Origin of the sequence: Aeoliella sp. (assembly GCF_965227375.1) — a bacterium.
Lineage (GTDB): Bacteria > Planctomycetota > Planctomycetia > Pirellulales > Lacipirellulaceae > Aeoliella.
This window is the reverse complement of the sequence record NZ_CBDDFX010000002.1, coordinates 831,350-853,173: the sequence shown is the minus strand read 5'-3', so window position 1 is coordinate 853,173 and position 21,824 is coordinate 831,350. Positions and strand designations below refer to the sequence as shown.

Genomic DNA, 21,824 nt, shown 5'->3' with positions numbered 1-21,824 from the left:
GCACTTTCAACTCTGACGGTCCGCAGGTTCGTGGTGCTTTAGAGGTGTCCAGGCGTTTGTCCAGATATCGCGCCACTCACTGTCGCAGACGCTTTTCGTGCGATTCCCGACAAGTTCGCGAGCGAGTGAAATAGCCCGCCCTCCGCACCACAGAAAATTAGCGAGCCACAATCGGCTGCGACCATAGTGCTTGGCGTAGTAACGCGAGCGGGATATATACCAGTATCTGGGGCGGCGTTTCCGCTCCGAGGCCAGCGTCTTCAGTGGATTGCTCCGGCCGCGCAAATGCACTACACGGGCAAGGGGGAAGTAAAGCACGTTCCAGCCCTCGCGCCGAGCATGAAGGCAGAAGTCCGCATCATCGTAGTAGAGGTAGTACCCTTCATCGAGTAGCCCGCATTTCTGGAATACTTCCCGCCGCACGAGGGCGCACGCGAAGCTTATCCACTCGGCTGTATATGGCTGATCGCCGGGCGGGAGGCCACAATGTCCTCGACGAAAGAACCGGGTGACTGGGCCAGTTGCCGCAGCCTTAATGAACTCATAGAGTGGTGTGAAGTCCAGGAAAGCACTGCCTTGGGCCGTCCCATCAGGCCACTCAAGACGGGGGCCGATAATACCAATATCCGAGTGGCACTCGATTGCATCGTAAAGCGAGCGAATTGCGCCTGGGCGGACAATGGTATCTGCATTCAGCAGCAGAAAGTACCGAGGAGGACGCGATGATTCAAGTGCAGCCCGCAATACTACGTTGTTCCCACCAGCAAATCCGCGATTTGGTGAAACAGGCACCACACTCGCCCAATCACCCCAGTTGTTGGCTTCAATCGCGGCGTTGAGTTCGGCCAGCGAGTCCGCGCCTGTTCCATTCTCGCAAATCTCGACTCGCGTGCGGGGCACATCCGAGATTTGCGGCGCGAGCGAGCGCAAGCAATCAATCGCCAAATCAGCGGATCGGTAGCATACAATTACGATCAGAATCTCAGTCTCAGGCATCGCTCCTCGCTCCCCCCGAAGCAAGTTCTGTTTCGTAGTATTCTGCAATGGCGTCCCAGGCACGCGACTCATCCCAATTCAACCCCACAACGTCAATTGGAGTTGTATTGATCCGGACTGGTGGCTCGTCGAATTGAAACTGGTCACCAAACTCTAGCTCACAAGCCCACGGTAGGCGTTTCCGCAACTCGTTGGCGAAACGCGTGGCAAAGGCCCCTTGCGTCTCAACGTATCCGCTTGGATTGATCTTTGTGAAACCTGTTTCTGGCAGAGACTCTACAAACAACCGGTAGGCTTTAGCCAATAGCGAAGCGTGAATATTATCCCTCACATATGCAGGAGTGCGTACTTGGGCAACGTCCCCTGCATTCCAACAGCGTGCCAGGTAGGCCGTAAAACGAGGCTCCTCCAACGGTCCGAATGGATTGGGAATTACAAACTTGCCGAGAGACATCTCGGCTGCACACACAAAGTGCCGATAGACCCTATCGGTTAGGGCCTTCGAAAGTCCATAAGGTGAAAAGCTAACAGACGGCTCGTTGCCTGCTCCTTCGTACTCTTCAAAGACAGTCCCTGTTAATACCACCCGCCTGCAATCCACGGCATTCAGCTGTCTCAGCACCTCAGGCAAACGAAGCGTATTGGCCTGCAGTGCCGCCGCGTAGTCAAAATCAGGACTCTTATATTCTGTCACCTCCGCAGCGTGATGACACAACACGTCAGGGTTGACTTCGCCGACTAGATCCAGAAATCGATCGTCTCCGAATCGGCAGGCGAATTCTTGCTGGCATACCCCGGAAAGCCTGCTCACACGCTTCCCACGGACGCCTTCGTATTCGTCGACCGAGGCTCGCGTGTACGTAGCGAACACAGTGTGCCCAGCTTCAGTGAGCTCGCGAACGAACCAATAGCCAGTGAACGAGCTGGCGCCAGTCAGCAAGACACGCATGGTTCAGACAGGGGTATGTGTACGGATAACCACTAGGGGGCGTCCTCAAGCAAATCGCGGTACAAGAGGTTGCCGACTCGCCGCCGGTATCCATTTTAATATGGGGAGATCAGAAGACAATCTCCACATCGCCGCATATTTCGCAATTGTTGGCCCTGGTCGCGGCAATTGATGGTCCCTGGATGCGGAATGTCCCTAACTGGATGGATTCTCTAGATGATGCCTCGGGTCGAAATCGGGTGCATTTGCATCTTTCTCGGAAAGCGAAATTGGCTGTGATGGCCATTCTATATGGAATCTTGAGTCGCTCCAGCGGACAATACGTTCCGCGTTTGGTTCGTAAAAAGCATCGACCAAATAGATGGCTTCAACATTATCTGTGAGCGTAAGAAATCCATGAGCAAATCCCTTTGGAACATACATCATCATACGATTCTCAGCCGACAACTCTGCACCGAACCACTGTCCAAAGTTCGCTGACTCGGGGCGAAGATCGAGAATGCAGTCCCACAATGCACCACGGATGCACCGCACCAGCTTGGTCTCTGAGTGCTGCCCAAGCTGATAGTGCATGCCCCGTAGGGTTCCGCATTTGCCCGTCAACGAGTTATTGGCTTGTACGTAGTCGGTCTTCAAGCCGTGTTTGCCAAACTCGTCTTTGCAGAATATTCGCGCAAAAAAACCTCTGTCGTCTCCCCGTTTTTCGGGCTCGATAAGGTGGGCTCCTTCAAGACCAGTCGGGTGAAATAGCATATGCTGAAGTTCCAGGAAAGGGATGGCAATGTGGCAGAGGCCAATGATGCTCGAGATTAGAAAGCAGGCGGGCTAGGCGACACGGTTCAGCTTATCCAACCGGTGCTTTAGCGTCCGCAAACGAACGAATCGATCTCCTTCGAAGTCATCTTTGGAGAAGTCAAAGTCGACCATTTGTCGATGCAAAGCTCTCATACCACGCGGAAGATCGTACTCCAGTTCGAAGTCAGGCAACAGTCTATTGAGTTTGTCAAAGCAAACCCTGTAGTTCCGAGGATCTTCACCCACTTCTCCGGTATAGGCGATGCCAGCAGAAGGAATCAGTTCTTTCACCAGATCTCCAACATCTCGAACCTGATAATTCTCGCGGTTCCCACCAATGTTGACAGCTTGATTGTGTATGACCTCGACGGGCGCTTCGACAAAAGCCAAGAATGCTCTAGCGATGTCACGGCAGTGTATGAGTGGGCGCCAAGGTGATCCATCAGACTTGATGCGTATCTCACCGTAAGACAATGCAGACGCAAGCAAGTTATTAACGACTAGGTCGATACGCAGCATCGGTGAGTCCCCATACGCCGTAGCATTGCGCAAAAAGGCTGGACTGAACCCATCACCGGCTAACTCTGAAATCCGCGCTTCACTTTCAATCTTGCTTTGGGCATAGGCTGTCAAAGGATTCAGCGGATCCTTTTCGTCAAGATCCAGTTTTTCACCTGCACCATACACTGAACATGAGCCAGAGAACAAAAAGCGTTCTACGCCAACCGATTTGGCCAAGCGTGCTAACTCGACCGAAGAGTCACGATTGACTTGTAAGGTTAGCTGGGGATCGAGATCTCCCATGGGATCGTTGCTTATAGCTGCCAGGTGACAAATCGCATCGATGCCATCTAGGTCCGTCTCACTCAGCTTGGCAACGTCGCCTACAATCTCGCGGTCGGGTTTTGGAATGGGCTGCCAGTTGCACCCTTGAAACAAGCCAAGATCGCACCCTACAACCCGATGCCCTGCTGACATCAGGACATCTACGAGATGAACTCCAATATAGCCGAGATGGCCTGTTACAAGGACATTTGCCACGAGTTGTTCCTGATATCTAATGGAGGCTACGCGAGGGGCAGGCAGTGCAGTGCTTTATCGTAATCAGCAAGGCTTTATGAAACAAGGAAAGCGCGTTCGTAAGGGCACTGCAGCACTCTTGGGATCGAAGTCGTTTCTCGAAACTAGAAAAACTACAGGAATGCAGGGGAAGCTTACATTCTATTGAATGGACTATAATACCAGACTGCTTCGGCTCATGTTGCTTGTTCTGGCCGTATGCTTAAGCTTCAGCTCCTGTAGGACTTTCCTTCGACAGAGCTGGATGTACCAACTACGGGGGTTGTACCGTTTCTATGTCCTAGATCTGGAACGTTGACTGAAGAGACATCTATGATTTTTGTCACAGTCGGAACCCATACGCCATTCGACCGGCTTATCCGGGCAGTGGATGAGTGGGCAAGTCTCGAGAACCGGAGTGATGTATTTGCGCAAATTGGCGATACTCAGACGCATCCACGGTTCATTCGATATCAGCAATTCTTGTCTCCGGAAGAGTACGGTTTCCAACTCCGTTCTGCATCACTGGTTGTGGGGCATGCTGGAACGGGCACTTTGCTGACATCATTGCAGAATGCTAAACCGCTGGTGATGATGCCCAGGCATTCGATTCTCCGTGAGACACGCAACGACCATCAGATAGCAATGGCGGCCCGGTTTCAAAACTATCCGGGCATCTATGTAGCCCACAACGAAAACTCCCTCGCAACTCAAATCAACAAAGCACTCTCGGATCTCGAACACAATCCCGAAGTGGCGGCATTTCTGGACAACGCCAAAAACAACCGCGGCGGGTCAGCGTCCGCTCAACTTATCAATGCAATTCGGAAGTTCATTGCCGATAAATAGAAGGACTGTTTCGACGTCGCATCACCCCAGTTCGAGGACAACCAAGCTGTGGTTGCTTAAGCGGGTACGATCGTTGCTGACTTCGCAGCACGCGTTTTGTACACGTTGCGGGTGTCAACGATAATAGAACTGTGCGCTGCAACCAGATCATAGTCTACATTGGAGTGATCGGTGACGACCACGACACAATCTTGCTTCCGCAGGTATTCAGGCGTCAATGGTGAATGACGGAGGTCTCCGATTTGGCGATGTCGTGTCTTTGGTATCTGGTCGACGTAAGGGTCGCTGAATGTAACCTGTGCACCGTGGTGCGCAAGCAACTCGATGACTTTGAATGCGGGGCTTTCACGCGTATCATCGACGTCCCGCTTGTATGCGACCCCCAGCACGCATATCGAACTACCTTTAATTGGCTTCGCCACCGAGTTTAGTGCCTCCGATACACGCTGTACTACGAATTCAGGCATGCTTGTGTTGATTTCCCCCGCCAGTTCGATGAAATGCGTGGATGCATCGTGTCGCCGGGCCAACCAGCCGAGATAAAATGGGTCGATGGGAATGCAGTGCCCGCCAAGTCCAGGACCTGGGTAGAACGCCTGGTATCCGAAGGGCTTTGTTTTGGCTGCTTCAATTACCTCCCAGATACTAATGTCCAGTTTCAGGAAGACTTTTTTTAACTCATTCACCAGAGCGATGTTCACTGCACGATATGTATTCTCGAGTATCTTGCTTGCCTCGGCTATCTCACACGAAGAAACAGGAACAATGGTGCTAAACGCGTTTGCGTAGAGTTGGCAAGCGAGCTCAAGGCTTGACTCGTCGCATCCAGCAACGAGCTTCGGAATGCTCCTGGAAGTGAACTCTGAATTGCCCGGATCTTCACGTTCGGGGCTGTATGCCAAGAAGAAGTCTTCGCCGGCCAGCTTTCCTGACTCCTGCAGAATCGGCCGAAGTACGTCTCTAGTTGTGCCAGGGTAAGTTGTGCTTTCTAAGACGATTAGCTGGTTCTCTCGCAGTCGCGATGCAATGTGCGCTGCCGTGTTCGTTACATAACTCAGGTCAGGTTCGCGACTTTCAGTTAACGGAGTCGGGACGCAGACGATGATTGCATCGGGTTCGCTCAATCGATCCATATCGGCGGTGGCCTGGAAGGACTGATTCTCCATGCACTCTCGAATCCACTCGGAGGGAATGTGACCGATGTAGCTTCGGCCAGACTGCAATTGATCGACCTTCTCTTGATCGCAGTCGAAACCGAGTACGGAGAATCCCCCTCGCACGAACTCTCTCACCAGTGGTAAGCCTACGTACCCTAAGCCAATTACGGATACCAAAGCTGATCGATTGCGTATCTTGTCTTCGAGTGATTTCATTGCATCTTCAATTATTATGTGACTCAGAAACACTTAAGGGCATGAGAAGCCTCAAGCACCAACTTTGATTTCATCAATCCCACAGGTGTCCGGCGGGACTCTACAATCAACATTCAGCTTACTAATTTAGTTGATCCAGTATCTACCGCCAACTTGCAGGCTTGGCAATTTGCAGCCCTGAATCGACACCGTTGCGGCTGGGGGCGTTGCTCGCCAACTGAGTTTATCACTTTAGGAATAATCGGCCCAAGCCTAATAAGCATCACCCGTCTTGTCCGAGTGCAAGGATCCCTAGGAGGCCATTGTTATTGTGGCCTCCCAAGTTTGGTCTATGATCTAGTTTTGAGCTAATTGTCCAGGAAATGAAGCTGTCCAGCGGGTGAAATTCAACCCCTGGCTAAGTTTAGGTTTTCATTCGTAGGTTACCTCGCTGAGGAGCGAACAGTTTGACAATGCAACCTCGATATCTAATTGTCACTCCGTGCCGTGACGAAGCGGAGTTTTTGCCGCGTACTATCGCTTCTGTGGCAGCGCAAACTATCCAGCCTAAGAAGTGGATAATCGTCGACGACGGATCAACGGACAGCACACCTGAGATCCTGCAAGAAGCTGCTGCCCAGTATAGTTTCATTGAGGTGATGCGATGTGACCCAAGCCGTAAGCGAAACGTAGGACCGGGAGTCATTGAGACTTTTAGGGCTGGCCTCGAGCAGGTCGAACTCGCTGAATACGACTTTCTCTGCAAGCTTGACGCGGACTTGGAGTTCTCGCCAGTCTATTTTGAGCGACTGCTACACGAGTTTGCGAGTGACCCTTGGCTTGGGACAATCTCCGGAAAGACCTATTTGAAGGACGAGCATGGCGAGCGAGAAGAACATATTGGCGACGAGAATTCAGTTGGCGCGGCCAAACTGTATCGCCGTGAATGCTTCGAGGAGATTGGAGGATTTGTGCCCTACGTCGGCTGGGATGCGATCGATGGCCACATGTGCAGGCTCAGCGGCTGGAAAGCAAGGTCGATCCGCGACATCGATGTGAGAATTCACCATTTGCGACGGATTGGTTCGAGCCAGAATAGCTTCTGGGAGGGCCGGCTTCGATGGGGGCGCGGCAAGTATTTCATTGGATCCGCCTGGTATTATGTGCTGGCTGCAAGTGCCTACCGCATGTTCGAAAAGCCTTACGTCGTAAGTGGAGTAGGCATACTACTTGGTTATGCAGAGGCAGTGTGGCGTCGTCATCGCCGATTTGAGCAAGAAGATGTTCGAGCCGCGCTCAGGCGTTTTGAGCGACAAAGCCTTATCTATGGCAAGGCCCGGACGCTTGCAGGGCATAATCGTCGGATCGAGCGAGACTTTCCACTACGAGGGCGCAATGGAGAAGCGAGTCAATAGTCCGTCTGACGTTCCTTGGTGTCCAATCAGTTGCGGGACTTAGCAGTTCAAGTGGTACCATAACCTGCGGGATGGGACTTGTGCCATTTCCAAGCCGTCTCGATGGTGTCTTCTATTTGTTCATATCTCGGCTTCCAACCGAGTTCCTTCTTGAGCTTGGACGGATCAGCCACCAATGCCGGTGGATCTCCCGGACGCCTTGCAGTGACTTCGTAGGCAATTTCGGATCCTACAACTTCTTCACAAGCCCTGAGAATCTGCTTAACGGATTGGCCGTTGCCAGTTCCAACATTGAACACCTCGTGAGTCCTCGGTGTGGTGGCTTCGATAGCTAGTGAATGTGCTCTTGCCAAGTCGTCAACGTGCACGTAATCGCGAATGCAGGTTCCATCCGGTGTTGGATAGTCGTCGCCGAATATTTTGATCAATGGGCGTTGTCCCAGGGGCACCTGGAGCACCAAAGGAATGAGATGATTTTCTGGGTTGTGGTCTTCACCATACATTCCATCTGGGGATGCACCGGCGGCGTTGAAGTAGCGGAGAAGTGTATAGCCCAGTCCGTATGCGCTCGCAAAATCCGAGATCATCCACTCCACGGCGAGTTTCGTGCGGGCGTAAGGGCTGCAGGGAACTTGCCGCGTTTTTTCGTTCATTGGTGGCTTAGGATTGTCTCCATAAGTTGCGCAGGTACTAGAGAACAGCATTCGCTCTACATTGGCTGCACGCATTGCATTGAGGAGGCTGAGTGTGCCCGCGACATTATTCGCGTAATGATACTCCGGATGCTCAACGGATTCGCCTACACACGTAGCAGCCGCAAAGTGCATAACGGCATCGGCGTCCATCTCCTGCAGAACCTGGGTAAGGCGCGTCGTGTCCGCAATGTCACCCTCAATAAAACTGCCCGCGGGGACTGCTTCGGGGTGCCCTTGCGCCAAGTTGTCGTAAGCGATTGCTTTGTGACCTAACTGCAGCAAATGACGAAGACATGCGCTTCCAACGTAGCCAGCGCCTCCGGTAACGAGAATGTTCATGATTGTTGCTCTTGTTGGTTCGACTTTGCGGCAGGTTCTTTATGCATTGAGTCGAGTATCAGTTGGGCAGCTGCACGCAAGTCAGCCGAGACTTCAAAGGTGCCATCTGCTAGAAGTTCTTCAGTGTCCAGTTCGGGTCCGCCGAGGAGAATCGAGCCGTAGCATCCAGCGTTCTGGCCCGCCAGAACGTCACTGACGGTATCTCCAATCATCCAAGATGACGATATTTCCAGATTGAGTTGTCGTGCAGCCCGAAACAGCATTCCGGGGCCGGGCTTGCGGTCAAAATGCTCAATCACTCTGGGGTCCGTTACTTGCGGTGCAAACGGGCAATGATACCAACCGTCGATTTTAAGCTCATGCATTGCTAACTGGCGGTTGATTTCATCGTGGACCTTCGTGAGCCCGGACGCATCGATGAGTCCGCGACCAATTACTGACTGGTTAGTTACAACGATGCATTTGAATCCTGCTTGTTGAAACGCCGCAATAGCTTCGGCGGCGCCTGGAAGCAGCTCGACATCGTCCGGGCTTGTTAAGTGATGGACATGGCGGATTAGCGTGCCATCGCGGTCGAGGAAGACAGCTGCACTGGGCGCCTTTGCGCCAGGGTTGGCTGCCAAAATGTTCTGCCTGGTACTTTCCGCATGTGCTGCGGCTAGCGAGTCGAGAGTACCAATGTCGCGATGGTAGCCGTCGATGGTCCAACCTCGCATTCGACCGACGAACTTTGGCAAGACGTCATGTCCCAGATCAAAAGCGTTGCTTTCAGCAATCTCCTGAAATGCGTCCGCATTGAGAACGTACACCCCGGCGTTCGCTAGATCACTAGTCGGGTGCTCCGGTTTCTCTTCAAAGGCAATGATCCGCCCAACCTCATCGCATTCAGCAATACCACATGACCGTGGCGACGCAGAATGAAACAGGGCCATTGAGAAAGGATCTGAATGCGATTGGTGGAATTGAAGAAACTCACCCAAATCTATACTCGACAGATTGTCCGCATAGATAATTAGGCAGTGCTGTGCACCTTCGAACCAGGACCGGGTAGCGCTAACAGTCCCTGCCGAACCAAGCAACTCTGGTTCATATAGCTCTCGAATTTGGACACTTCCACGGGCGTTCATCGAATGTATAAATTCGACCACTTGATCCCGTAAATGGTGGGTGTTGATCAAGGCATCTTGAATACCCGCTGCCTCTAGTTTCTCTATCCAATACTCAAGCAAAGGGCGATCGTGAACGGGTACAAGGCACTTGGGCGTGCGATCGGTGATCGGCCGTAAGCGAGTTCCCTTTCCAGCAGCAAGTATCAATGCCTTCGTGGCTACGCCAGAGCTCTGCTTCATTTTTGGACCTCACGGACAACTCCGAGCTTCTGCATCTGCTGATTGCAGTATTCAAGAATGCTCGCAGCGCTATCAGCTTGATCTAGCCACTCTTTGTAGGCCAAGACGCTTTGCTCCACAGATCGCTGTGGGGTCCATCCGAGACTCTTTAAGTTGCTGACGTCGGAATAGATGTGCCTAGTGTCACCGTACCGATACTTTCCACTAGGTCGCGGCTCGTAGTCCGACACTTCGTAAACGGAAGCAACGACTTTCGCAAACTCCGATACGGTGTAAGCGCGATCTCCACCAACATGGAATTTCCGATAATCTGCACGCGAATCCTCCAGCACCAGCATGTTCGCGTCAACCACGTCGTGGATGTTGACGAAATCGCGAATCTGCTCTCCGTCTTCGAAGATGTCCGGCTCCAACCCTTGGTGGAAACTAAGGCAGAACACGCGACATGCGCCGCTGTATGCGTTGTAGAAACTCTGCCTTGGCCCTTGGACGATTGAGTATCGCATCGCCACAGTAGGAATCTGGTATCGCTTCCCCAAGTGAAGCGCAACACTTTCTTCTGCAATCTTACTCAACCCATATTGGTTCTGTGCGTTTGCGAATTCTTCCGTGGTTGGCTGCCAACTCAGCTTGCCAACATAGCCATCTGGAGACTCAATATCCCACAGGCCCTTCTCCAGTTGCTCCGTCGGCCGAATATCTGGAAGGCAGTCGCGACCTTTTTCGTCGCGGTATAGCCCTTCACCCAGTGTTGCTTGGCTGCTGGCGACAATCACCTTGTTTACAGGTAGTTTTTCGCGAACTATCAACTCAAAAATCCGTGCAGTCGAGGTCACGTTGACGTCGAAGAAGCGACTGAAAATCGGTAGGTAGTCTTGAAAGGCGGCAAGGTGATAGATCACCTCGCAGCCCTGCATCGAGGCCAGGAGCATATCTTCGTCACGAACATCTCCACGGATCAGTTCTACTCGCGAATCCAGATACTGGGGCGGCTTATGCTGGGGGTGCACAGGCTCTTCCAGGCTATCCAGGATCCTGACATCGTATCCGCGTGCCAGTAACGCATCAGCAGTGTGGGAGCCGATGAAACCTGCACCTCCTGTGATCAATGCTCGCATGTCAACTACTCATGTCGCTGGGTTTGAGGAATCGCAATCGCTGAGAATGCGCGCCTTCAGTGATTGTGTGATCATGTGTCCGATGGCCAGATGCAAGTCCTCAATGATACCGTAATTGCAGGACGGTACGTTGACATGCAAATCTGCCATGTCACCGATCGCCCCACCAGTGAAGCCGGTTAGAGCAACGGTTTGAACACCATTAGTCAGAGCGAACTCGCAAGCTCGTACAACATTAGGCGAGTTTCCCGATGCACTAATGGCGATGAGAGTGTCTCCGGGCCGGGCAAATGCTTCTAGCGGATATTGAAACGTGTCACCGTAGTGAATGTCGTTTCCAATAGCTGTGAGCAGGCCGATATTGTCACTAAGACAAATAGCGCGCAGTCGCTTCTGGCCGTCCACCGCAGCAGTCTTGACTAAGTCTGCAACGAAATGGCTGGCGGTCGATGCGCTGCCACCATTGCCAAGAGTCGATACAAGCTGGTCCTTCCGCCAAGCAGCGTATACTACGCCGGCCAAGGAATCGATTGCCTGGTGGTCCAAGTCGCCAAGAGTCTGCGACATTTCAGTCAAGTAGGCCGAAGCCGTGCTGCAGCTGGAGCTGGTCACTTAATTTCCCCCTATTCTGATCGCACAAGTCGCTGGTGGTCGCTGACAAATACGAGACGACTGCCACGCCGGTCGACCCCAAAGTCCAACTCGACCGGATGTCCCAAAGCCTCTCGTATCGCTGAGTGTTTTTCGGGCGGTGCCAACAATAATATGAAACCGCCACCCCCGGCTCCAAGGAGTTTTCCGCCAATTGCACCGGCACTTCGCGCAGCGGCATACATTTCGTCTACCTGGCTGGTCGTGATTCCGAAGCCGAGCGATCGTTTTAGCTCCCAGCCTGTATGCAACAACTGTCCAAATTGCTCCAAGTCTGGAGTGCCTGTAAGTGTGGCTCGGAGTTCGTGTGCTAGGTCTCGCATGGCGCGAAGCGTGGCCATCTTTTCGCTAGTTCCCGAGCTCTGCTGAACCAGTATGTCGTCCGCCTCACGTTGCTTGCCGGTGTAAGCCAGCAGGGTCCATCTTGTCAGCTCTCCCAGTGTGTCTCCCGTGCACGGTACGGGCTCGACATCGACGATGCCTCCAGGGTGAAAACGGATATAATTCACACCCCCGAAGGCTGCAGCATACTGATCCTGTCGACCAATGGGCTTGCTCAGTAGGTCCATCTCGATGTGGCACGCCTCCTCTGCCAGCTTGTCGTGACTCGTGATTCGACCGACGTATGCGTAAAGCGCATTTAGTAAGCCCACGGTTAGGCTGCTACTAGAACCGAGACCAGTACCTGCAGGTACGTCTCCTACGGTAGTAATCTCCAGGTGCGGACCAAGCCCAACTAGTTTCAGTGCCTCACGAACTATGGTGTGCGACAAGGTGGAGGCGTTTTCCACGATCTCGGTACGAGTATATGCCACTCGGGTAGAAGCATCGAATCGAGGGCTGACTGTAACATACATGTGCTTATCAAGGGCCATTGAAAGCACAGCGCCTTCTTCATGTTCGTAGAAAGCAGGCAGATCAGTACCACCTCCAGCGAAGCTCACACGGTATGGGGTTTGCGAGATAATCACGAAACTTCTGCTGGGGAATATTGGACGGACGGAGGACCGCTAAACGGTGGTAAGCTCTCGACTCTCAGCGGCGGTAGAGTGACATTTCTCACGAAAACGGCTTAACAGGGGGGCCAGGCAGTTGTGAATATCGAAGTGTTCAACCACGCATTGGCGACCAGCTTCAGCCAGTTTGTCGCGGAGCTCTATATCGTCGTGCAGACGTTGCAACGCATCTGCAAGCTGACAGGAGTTGTTGGGCTCCACAAGAAGACCTGTTTCCTCATGGACCACAAGGTCGGGAATGCCAACCAACCTTGTCGATACTACTGGTACTCCGCAAGCCATCGCTTCCATGAGGGTCTGTGGCAGACCATCTACATCCTGATCCGAGGACCAAACACATGGTAGACAGAAGACATCACCAGCACTCATGAAACTAGGCAGCTCTTCTTGGCTGACACCTGTCCCTGTAAGCGTGAAATGGTGCTCCAGCCCGGCATTCTTGACCTCCTCGCGGAGTGAGTTTTCAAGCGGCCCAGATCCGCCCACGGTGCAGTGCATGTCGTTTATCCCCCTGTCGATCAGCATTCGGCATGCGTCGATCAAGTAGGGAATTCCCTTCTTTTCAACCAAGCGACAAACAACGCGGATCTCAAAACCTGGTCTAGTGGATAGCACTTCGGTGCTCGACTGGAAATGTGTCGGGTCAATACCACAATAGACAATGATGAGTTGCTCTGGTCGCGCTCCATTTTCCAGATACAGTTCTCTGTGGAACGTCGATATGCAAACAATGAACTCTGCGCGTTCAATCTTGTCTCGCAAGGCGACTCGGTCGCGGAATAGATCGCATGCGTGTCCGGTGAAACTAAATGGTTTGTTTAGTAACCAAGATCCGTACATCCCTATCGTGGCGGCAGAGTGGGCCCACTGCGCATGGACGTGATCTACTTCCATGTTGCGTAAGCCGCGCGCCCAGTAGCACGCAGTGTAGAAGTGGGCAATCCCTGCAAGGCGGGCCCGCCAATTCTCGCGATCACCGGTAAGTGAGTTCCAGGCTGCGCCAAAAAAACGTTTGCCAAATAGGACGGGGGCTAAGACAAATGCCCACAGCGAAGCGGCAAGCGGCATTGGGTAGATGACATGTGTGTTAGATTCGAAGTCCTTTACCCATTGGGACTTATGATGTGTTGCCTGTGGACGGCGCATTGAGTGCAGGGCAAATGGAATCTGCGCATCATGGACCTCACGCAATTCATTGGCTACCCAAGCGTTGCCAACTCCAATATCGGTGATGTAGTGAATCATCGTTGGCGAAGCTTGGTCCCCGGCGTGTCTACTAGAAGATGTACACAGTAATCGGGGAAAATGAATGGTGCAATGGAACTAAAATCAGTGTCGCAAGAAGGTGCTCTGATACTAAGGAAAGGTCGCTGCAATCGAGTGCGACCTATCCACTTTGAGGATTATTGGCTCGGTACGCCCAGGTGGGTTCAACGCTAGATAATACTGGAGTTGTTGAAACGCCCATCGCACCGCGGTGTTTATCACATTGATAAATCCGTGTGATCTTGTCTGAATAGGCCTAGTTTGACGCTTATTGCTTGACTGGGGTTCACGCCGCCGCTATTCTGACTGACGAGTTGCGAGTTTTCTGGGGGATTGTAATCTAGGGGGATTTTAGCTTGGGGATCGGTAGCTCCAACATGAGTTGGCTTAGCACTGCGCGTACAGTAGCAATTGCTGCGGTTATTGCGTTGTGGTCTGCCGTTGGTGCCAGAGCAAGCATCGTTGTGTCTGCATTCCCTTCCCCTGACTGCTCCATGGGTGGGCAAACTCAAACGGACGGCAAAGGAACTACCCCCAGCAGAGTTGAGAGGGATAATGTTCCCGAAAAGCACGAGTCATTGCTGGGTCTTATCCATCCTGACACCAATTCCTCCAGCAGCAGCACTTCGACTTCTGCGGGCGGTGGCCAGGGTGGAACGTTAGCTTTCTGTGCCTATGGTTTGGTTGGCTTCCTTGCTGATGACAATCTCGTCAGTTGGGTTCACAGCCACTATTTACTCAGTCTACCAGCTCCACCATGCAATGAACTATTGAGGCCGCCTCAGTCAGTGTGCATCCTTTGAGTTACTCATGTTTGTTTTTAAGAGTCATTTGTGGAGTTTACTGAACTATGAGATCGATTAAGTACACAATCGCTGTAGTGGCAACCCTTGCTGCATCAACGAGCTTTGCTGGGCAGTTTGGGACAATTGATATTGCCTGGAACCAACAGTCCGCAAGGTTTGGCAACGGTGGCGGATTTGATTTCGACTACTCGAATTTGGATTTTGATGGAGTCGCAGAGACTCAGGGATGGGTTTTGTCGCCCTCAATTAAGAATGGGCAGCTCTACACGTTCTGCTTGGAACTTGCTCAGACCATCACTAGTGCGAGCAGGACATACATGATTGACCCACTGACAAGTGCCCAGGTACCACCCACTAGTGGCACGATCAGCGCCAACTCAGCGGCGGCTCTCAACCTGATGGCTGTCAATTTCTTCGAGAGTGCTAAGGACGGCAGCTTGGCTGGGATTCTGAATGTGGCAACTGGAAAAGGCTACAGTGCTGCCACAGCAGCCGCCGCGTTTCAGTTGGCTGTTTGGGAACTCGCTTTGGACCGCTCCGTTGGGGGTGATTCCGATATCTCGCTTTCCACCACTGCCTGGAATCCTGTCGTTGGCGCAAATGCGAATGGTCACCTCGGTAACACAGCAATAAAAGCTGGAGCCGATTGGTTGCTTTCAAAAGTCGACGGCCTTAACGGTGACGACGTTTCGGATGTTGCGGGGAAGATGACTGTTGCTTTGACTCACAACAATCACCAGGAGCAGCTCATCGTCGTTTCAGTCCCAGAGGCTTCGTCGCTGTTGGCGTTCGCCTCGGTTGCTGGTGCGATCGGTTTGGTCATGTACCGTCGCCGCAAATAATCGATGGGGCTGTAATTGTAGCAGTCACGTGAAAAAACTATGGATCCCCGTCGCAACGGTGGCGGGGATCCTTTTTTTGCGCTATTCTGAAATTCCTACTGCCGCCAACTTGCATGAATTCGATACATTGCCCAAACTGAAGTGTGATCTGGGGAGGGACCTCGGGGCTAGTTGTTGAAGAGCGTGACACATTTTGGGGAAGTTGACGTGTCGAAGGGATCAAAGGCGGGGCTTGAGCCTTCTAAGAGTGGATCATTGGGTGGGGCGCAGCTCGTAGTAGTTCTCTCCCTCTTGGCAGGGGTGTGGGCGTACTGGCCAACAATTGTGCGCGTTGCGGGAAGTTGGAATTCTGATCCTGACTACTCACATGGCTATCTAGTCGTTCCGCTCGCAATACTCTTTCTATGGTCTCGTCGCGAGATGAAACCATCGCTGAAGCTTGGATTCTATCCGCGATGGTTAGCACTGTTGGTGGTCGCCGCCGCCTTCAGGTTCATCGCAGGGCGATTTTATCTCCCGGAAGTCGACGCTTGGAGCATGCCGATTTGGCTCGCGGGAGTTGTAGGTTGCCTATGGGGTTGGGCAGCCCTTCGCTGGGCATGGCCATCTCTAGTGTTTCTTTGGTTTGCCACACCGCTCCCGGGTACGATCGCTAGTGCTATAAGCTCCGATCTTCAGAGACTAGCGGCCGTGCTGAGCGGTATCGCGCTTCAGATTTGCGGACAGCCCGCAATCGTGGAAGGCACCACAATATTGCTAGGGGAGAACACCCTCGAGGTCGAACGCGCCTGCAGCGGTCTTCGAATGTTTTATGGGATCACAGCGCTTGCATTCGCCAGCATTGTGATCATGCGTCCTGGGATCTGGAAAGCAATTGTCATTGGACTTGCAATCGCGCCAGTTGCGGTCTTGATGAACGTCCTGCGAATCACAGCTACCGGTGTTCTTACTGAGATGTTTCCAGACGCAAAGGTGGAAGCCGCTATCCATGACTGGGCAGGAGTTTTGGTACTGCCAGTTGCGATGTTAGTCTTTCTCGGGCTAATTGCTCTGATGAATCGCATAGTCACAGCCTGGAAACAGGACGCCCGACGAACGGCACCATGGCTTATTGGCGGCGTGGCCGTGTGTTGTATGTTCCTGCTCCTGGGTACATGGCGATATCGTGCGCAGTTTCAGGAATCAACCACAACTCTTTGGAAGACGGCGCAGCGACTGAAAGACGAAGGCAAACTGACTCAGGCGTTGGGATATCTTGATCGTTATATCCGTGCGCGACCGGACGACGCTGCGAGTCGAGTTCAACTGGCAGAGTTGTTTGCAGAAGCTGCGGATACGGAGTTTGACAGAATTCGAGCCGTTGAGTTGTTGCGTGACGCCTACGAGGCAGACCCCACCCGGCAAGACCTTGCGGTACAGGCGATCGATATCGCACTGCAATTGCAAGACTTTGAAGGGGCCTTGGATTTGTTGGGCCAGTTGCAACAATCCGACGGCACGTTCAAGGAAACGGATAACATCAAAGCAATCGAGTTGGTGAGAAAACGCGCCGATGCGTTGCTGTCTTACATGAGGTCACCAGCCGGCTTGCGACAGGCAAAGTACACGTGGGAGGATGTTGCAAGATCGTTGGGCCAATCACTCGAGTCGCCGAACTACCCACCTTCGCACGCTTTGGCATTGGCTGTAGTTACTCGCGAGCATTCTTCGACCCCAAGTGAAGAGGAGCGAGAAGCAGATGCAGACGCCATCATGAATGACATGGTGTCACACCATCAACAGAGTGCGGAAGCGTTGTTAGCTCGCTATCGATATAGCACTGTATATGGCACCACCGAAAACAGTTTTGATCCCGATGCGGACTTAACGGCAGCACTCAGCAACCTCAGTTCCGCTTCTCCCAAGGCAAAAGCCGAAGTGCTTCTCACGGCCGCTGGGGACCTAAGGCAAACTGAACCTGAAAAGGCCGTCGCCTACTTGGATCAAGCAATTGCCGCAGATCCAACGTCAATTCGAGCATATTTGCTGCAGTCGGAATTGCTCCAAATGCTCGCCGATGATTCTGGTGATGGTTTGCAGTCAGCGTCGGCAGTCTTGCGTAAGGGCCTTGCGGAGAATGAAACTAGACCGTTGCCCCTCGTTGTTGCCCTTGCCGAGTTGCTCGCCCGGCAAGGCGATCGTGCAGGGATGGATGAATTACTTCAGCCGGTACGAGATTCCTTACCAAACATATCGGATTCGTGGTATCTAGGCTACGCTCAGCTTGGTATAGCGAGGGCCGAGTCGATGATTACAAGAGTCAAGGGGAGTCCTAGTCGAGCGGTCGCTATACTAGGTAACTCACTCTCAACTCAAGAATCGGCAAATGCGGCAGAGAGGTTCCCGGATGATTTTGCTGCTGGTTGGCAGCGGCTGGGCTTGTGGCTTTCGGAGCTCGATAGACACGACGAAGCCGTTAGTGCTTGGAAGCGTGTTCAAAGAATCGCTCCGAGTAACTCGGAGGTTTGCAGAGGTCTAGCTGCCGCGGCGCTGGAAGCCGGCGACTATGACTTGGCGCTGAAGACGTGTGAGCAACGTGTCCAGTTAGCGCCAGATTCCGGCGATGCCTGGGTTCAACTTGCTCAGATTCAGTTGGGGATGCAACTGCTTCTCCCAGCTAATCGCCGCAACTTTGCAATTGTCGAAGCTGCGCTTCTCGAAGCTTCGAAGACCAAGGCGCCACGCGACCAATTCTTATCGACCTTGGTCGACTTAAGAAGGGCCCAAGACCGGCGTAGCGAAGCAGTTACATTGCTAGAGAAGGAGCTGTCAGAGGACTCCAGTTCTCCGACCGTATGGCGGCTTCTGACATTACTTTATCTCGAGACAAATAACGTTGACGCGGCAAAGGAAGCCGTAGAACGGTTGGCTGCAAACTCTGGTTCCCCGGTTACGGTCGCGGCACTTCGAGCTAACGTGTCCGTAGCGGCCGGAGATCCCAAGGGCGCCCTTGAGCAACTTGAAGCTAGCCGCATGAGCGCTCAGGGAATCGAGCAAATCGAATTGGCGGTCCTTTCGGCGGCATTGCACCGTCAGGTTGGGGAGATGGATCGAGCAGCCGCGATACTCGAAGACGTACAAAAAAAGAATCCACTCGACATAAGGTTGCTCGAGAACCTTGCCCAGTTGTCTGTCATTCGCCGTGAATGGGATGAACTCTCCAATTGGATTCTGACGTTGAAAAACGTGGAAGGTGAAGACGGTACACGATGGAAGGCGTACCGCGGAATGTGGATACTAATGTCCGGGCAGCCATTAACAGATCGCAGCATCGCTGAAGTCAAACAACTAGCGCGCGATGTTTCGAAGGCTCATCCTCGCTGGGCACTTGGTCCTTTCCTGGAGGCCCAGGCCGCTGTCCGGCAGGGGCACATCCAAGCGGCAACTGATCAGCTCGAAAAGTCATGGCAGCTCGGGATGCAAAGCTCCAGCACTGCCGAGCAGTTGCTTTCACTTCTCGCAGCAGAGGGACGAACCGAAGAATTTGATCGCTTCGTCGCCGACTTGGGAGATCTGCCGCTATCTAATCCAGGTATCTTCGATCAAGTAATGCCCTCGTTGATAAAGTCGGGGCAAGCCGAGGCGGCTGAAAATCAGGCTCGAAAGTGGGTCGCCGAGAATCCGGATGATCCCAAGGCACTTATTCGTTTGGGGCAGGTGCTAGCACTGAGCGGTGCTCAGACGAACGATTCCGATGCGCGTTCTCGACGCCAGGAAGAGGCAGAGTCGGCATTCAAGAAGGCTGTTGAATTAGATCCCACAAGTCTCGACAGCTGGCTAATTCTCTACGCACATTACCTGCAGACCAGTAAGGTGGGCCAAGCGAAGAATCTGCTGGAAAGAATCGAGCAAGAGGTCGAACTTGATGCGGCGATGAAGCAAATGCTGCTCGCCCGATTGAATTCGCTAGCCGGCGACGCTTCTCAGGCGGTGCACTACTGGTGGACCGCGATACAGCTTGCGGAAAAAGCTGAAGACAGTGTGAAGAGTAATGTCCAAGGGCAGGCTGCTCAGTTTTTTGCTGAGCGTGCTAGACCACTTGCGATACAACTCGGGGAAGGTGCATTGGCTACTAATCCGGACTTAATAGACACTCGGATACTTGTTGCCAAACTTCTAGGGGCTCCAGGGTCGACCCAGGATACTGCAGCGGCGCTAGAAGTGGTCGAGAAACTGCCCGAAAAGCCAGTGGCAATAGGTATTGAGAAGACTCGCATAACCATTCTATTGCTCGGGGAGCGGGGTACCAAAGACGACATCAACCAAGCGCTTCGGCTCGCTGAAAGCATAACAGACCCCACTGCGAATGACTTACGAGCACTCGCCGAACTCTACGAGATGGATGGCCGCATTGGAGCTGCCGATGAGCTTTTCAACCAGTTGGTCAATATGCGGCCTAGTCACGTTAAGGACCTGATCCGATACCTGGATTTCTGGAGTAAGCACTTCCAAGCCGACGACAGATTCGCTGGCAGAAAAGACCAAGTGCTCGATATGCTTGGGCGCCATCCACTGGGGCTACTGGAGCAGCTTAGATGGAGATTGAAGTTGCTCCAAGCCAAACCTCAAGGAGAATTGACGGAAGCAGAAGCGGCAGGAGCTGATGAATCGCAGAGCGGAGTAACCACACAGCAGATCCAGAGTGAAGTATCGAGGTTCCTTTCTAGCCGCCCTGCGCGAGATGCTCTGAAAGAGCCATCGACTGCAGCGAACCTAATGGCGGGTGTATTCGGCGTATTACTTGACGAAGGGCAATTGCCTGCGATCCGTGCCCTCATCACAGAACCGCCAACCGATTTCTTGTCGCGTGCCTACGCTACGCGACTCCTTGCAAATGTGCTAATTCGAAGTCCTGATAGATCTTCCGCTGCGGTCGCGCTCGCACAGACGCTGTTGGAAGACGAGATTTCGGCCGACCCGAAGAACCTCGATCTGTTGCGCGACGCTGGGGACCTTGCAGCCGTGGTTGGCGACAATCAACGTGCGGAGCAACTTTACCTCGTCATACTAGATCTACAGCCGTCGAATCTGGACGCCAGCAACAACTTGGCGAGCCTTTGGATAGAATTAGATGACAAGCATGACGCAGCTCTGGCACAAGTCGACCGATCTCTAGCCGATTACCCAGAAGCCGGTTTACTGCGCGACACGCGAGGTCAAATCTTGTTACTGCAGGGTAAGGCTGAGTCTGCCCTTGAAGAATTCAATGAAGCTATTCGCCTGGACCCGGCCAGTGCTACTGCTTTTCTCCACAAAGCACTAGCGCTTCGAGAACTCGATCGTACGCAGGAAGCCAAGGAAGCCTTGGCAACGTCGTTGATACTGGGTATCGAAGGTCAGCCAAAACTTCCAGCCGACCAGAAATGGCTAAGTGAGATACGGCAACAACTATCGCTGTAAGAATCGCAGCAACTTCCATGAAGGGAGTCCGCTGCGGGTAGGAATACAAGAAAGAAAGACTGGGTGTAGCGATGAGTCGTAACTCATTCAACAACTCGTTGGCCGTGTTGTCGATAGTGGCATTAACCGTTAGCCCGGCAATTCTGCACGGCAGGTACTCAGACCGCTGGGGTATGCCAAGTGAGAAGCGAGCCGCAGCGGTGGCTCTTGAGTCATATCCAGTAGATCTGGGCGAATGGGTAAGCCTTGAAGATGGGAGTCCGCTGGATGAGCGTGTTCAGAAGGAACTAGGAGTGAAGGGCCATATTAGCCGCGTGTATCAAAACAAACGTACGAACCGAGTTGCATCGGTACTCTTGATGGTCGGAGACGCAGGTCCACTCGTCCGCCATCCACCTGAGATTTGTTATGGTAATAGAGAGAATCGCTTGAAGGATGAATCACTCGTTTCGATCACGGTGGGTGACGACCAACATGATAGTATTTTTCGTGTTTTGAGCTACTCGCCTAAGAGCCCATTGGAGTCGCCGTTTCTAGTTGCCTACGCCTGGTCGAGTGATGGGCAGTGGAGTGTTCCCAAGTCTCCCAGAATTGCGTTCGGCGGCGAACCAGCCCTGTATAAGCTCCAAGTCTTAGTGAGCAACACTGATTTTGGGGGTGTCGACCCGGATGAGGAATTGAAGGGCCTGCTGCGTGAGTTTGTGACGGCGTTTCGAGATTTCAACTCCCAATAGTAGGGTGGCAGGCCGCGGTTAACCGTGGATAGAGTCTTACAAATCGCATCCAGTGCGCGAGTTTCACGCCTTCGCCACTGCTATTTCCAGACGGTAGCAGCCTGACCGTCCTCTTGCAGCGATTTGCGGAAACCCCAACCCCTTTCTTGGGTGG

16 protein-coding genes are annotated in these 21,824 nt (G+C 52.9%); 5 read left to right on the top strand and 11 right to left on the bottom strand.

The genetic code is table 11. The features are described 5' to 3' along the window. Positions 1 to 6: 6 nt before the first annotated feature. The 4 genes from ACQK2L_RS16550 to ACQK2L_RS16535 form a co-directional block, all read right to left on the bottom strand. Positions 7 to 996, bottom strand: coding sequence for a glycosyltransferase family 2 protein (locus tag ACQK2L_RS16550; protein WP_425398135.1), 990 nt, complete (start codon positions 994 to 996; stop codon positions 7 to 9). After that, entirely contained in the window at positions 989 to 1,945 is a 957-nt protein-coding gene (locus tag ACQK2L_RS16545; RefSeq protein WP_425398134.1) for an NAD-dependent epimerase/dehydratase family protein, read from the bottom strand. Before ACQK2L_RS16545 ends, ACQK2L_RS16550 begins: the two co-directional genes overlap by 8 nt. 195 nt (positions 1,946 to 2,140) lie before the next feature. Next, complete coding sequence (gene rfbC, locus ACQK2L_RS16540; protein ID WP_425398133.1) at positions 2,141 to 2,698, bottom strand: dTDP-4-dehydrorhamnose 3,5-epimerase; 558 nt, start codon at positions 2,696 to 2,698, stop codon at positions 2,141 to 2,143. Positions 2,699 to 2,770: 72 nt separating this feature from the next. Beyond that, entirely contained in the window at positions 2,771 to 3,781 is a 1,011-nt protein-coding gene (locus ACQK2L_RS16535; protein ID WP_425398132.1) for an NAD-dependent epimerase/dehydratase family protein, read from the bottom strand. 351 nt (positions 3,782 to 4,132) lie between these two features. Here ACQK2L_RS16535 and ACQK2L_RS16530 point away from each other — a divergent pair, with 351 nt between their 5' ends. Then, positions 4,133 to 4,648, top strand: a complete 516-nt coding sequence (locus ACQK2L_RS16530) for a glycosyltransferase (protein ID WP_425398131.1) — start codon at positions 4,133 to 4,135, stop codon at positions 4,646 to 4,648. 56 nt (positions 4,649 to 4,704) lie between these two features. Here ACQK2L_RS16530 and ACQK2L_RS16525 read toward each other — a convergent pair whose 3' ends face one another. Continuing rightward, complete coding sequence (locus tag ACQK2L_RS16525; protein ID WP_425398130.1) at positions 4,705 to 6,021, bottom strand: nucleotide sugar dehydrogenase; 1,317 nt, start codon at positions 6,019 to 6,021, stop codon at positions 4,705 to 4,707. 452 nt (positions 6,022 to 6,473) lie between these two features. On the opposite strand from ACQK2L_RS16525, the gene ACQK2L_RS16520 reads away from it, so the two are divergent. Then, a complete protein-coding gene (locus ACQK2L_RS16520; protein ID WP_425401101.1) occupies positions 6,474 to 7,415 on the top strand; it encodes a glycosyltransferase in 942 nt (313 codons plus the stop codon). 47 nt (positions 7,416 to 7,462) lie between these two features. Here ACQK2L_RS16520 and galE read toward each other — a convergent pair whose 3' ends face one another. Genes galE through ACQK2L_RS16490 form a run of 6 tightly spaced genes read right to left on the bottom strand, consistent with a single transcriptional unit; the run spans position 7,463 to position 13,828 of the window. Further along, a complete protein-coding gene (gene galE / locus ACQK2L_RS16515; protein ID WP_425398129.1) occupies positions 7,463 to 8,449 on the bottom strand; it encodes a UDP-glucose 4-epimerase GalE in 987 nt (328 codons plus the stop codon). Then, positions 8,446 to 9,798, bottom strand: a complete 1,353-nt coding sequence (locus ACQK2L_RS16510; protein ID WP_425398128.1) for an HAD-IIIA family hydrolase — start codon at positions 9,796 to 9,798, stop codon at positions 8,446 to 8,448. The genes galE and ACQK2L_RS16510 overlap by 4 nt, the downstream gene beginning before the upstream one ends. Further along, the gene (locus tag ACQK2L_RS16505) at positions 9,795 to 10,916 is read right to left on the bottom strand and encodes an NAD-dependent epimerase/dehydratase family protein (protein ID WP_425398127.1); all 1,122 of its coding nucleotides are present in this window, start codon (positions 10,914 to 10,916) and stop codon (positions 9,795 to 9,797) included. Before ACQK2L_RS16505 ends, ACQK2L_RS16510 begins: the two co-directional genes overlap by 4 nt. Before the next feature lie 9 nt (positions 10,917 to 10,925). After that, complete coding sequence (locus ACQK2L_RS16500; RefSeq protein ID WP_425398126.1) at positions 10,926 to 11,483, bottom strand: SIS domain-containing protein; 558 nt, start codon at positions 11,481 to 11,483, stop codon at positions 10,926 to 10,928. A 56-nt stretch (positions 11,484 to 11,539) separates the two neighbouring features. Beyond that, on the bottom strand, positions 11,540 to 12,538 hold the full coding sequence (locus tag ACQK2L_RS16495; RefSeq protein WP_425398125.1) for a GHMP kinase: 999 nt from the start codon (positions 12,536 to 12,538) through the stop codon (positions 11,540 to 11,542). A gap of 39 nt (positions 12,539 to 12,577) precedes the next feature. Further along, complete coding sequence (locus ACQK2L_RS16490) at positions 12,578 to 13,828, bottom strand: glycosyltransferase family 4 protein (protein ID WP_425398124.1); 1,251 nt, start codon at positions 13,826 to 13,828, stop codon at positions 12,578 to 12,580. Between the two features lie 871 nt (positions 13,829 to 14,699). On the opposite strand from ACQK2L_RS16490, the gene ACQK2L_RS16485 reads away from it, so the two are divergent. The 3 genes from ACQK2L_RS16485 (at position 14,700) to ACQK2L_RS16475 (ending at position 21,670) form a co-directional block, all read left to right on the top strand. Next, positions 14,700 to 15,497 carry a hypothetical protein gene (locus tag ACQK2L_RS16485; protein ID WP_425398123.1) on the top strand — a complete coding sequence of 266 codons (798 nt, stop codon included), beginning with the start codon at positions 14,700 to 14,702 and terminating at the stop codon, positions 15,495 to 15,497. Between the two features lie 183 nt (positions 15,498 to 15,680). Continuing rightward, a complete protein-coding gene (gene xrt / locus ACQK2L_RS16480; RefSeq protein ID WP_425401100.1) occupies positions 15,681 to 20,936 on the top strand; it encodes an exosortase in 5,256 nt (1,751 codons plus the stop codon). A gap of 71 nt (positions 20,937 to 21,007) precedes the next feature. After that, positions 21,008 to 21,670 carry a hypothetical protein gene (locus tag ACQK2L_RS16475; RefSeq protein WP_425398122.1) on the top strand — a complete coding sequence of 221 codons (663 nt, stop codon included), beginning with the start codon at positions 21,008 to 21,010 and terminating at the stop codon, positions 21,668 to 21,670. The last annotated feature ends 154 nt before the right edge of the window (positions 21,671 to 21,824 follow it).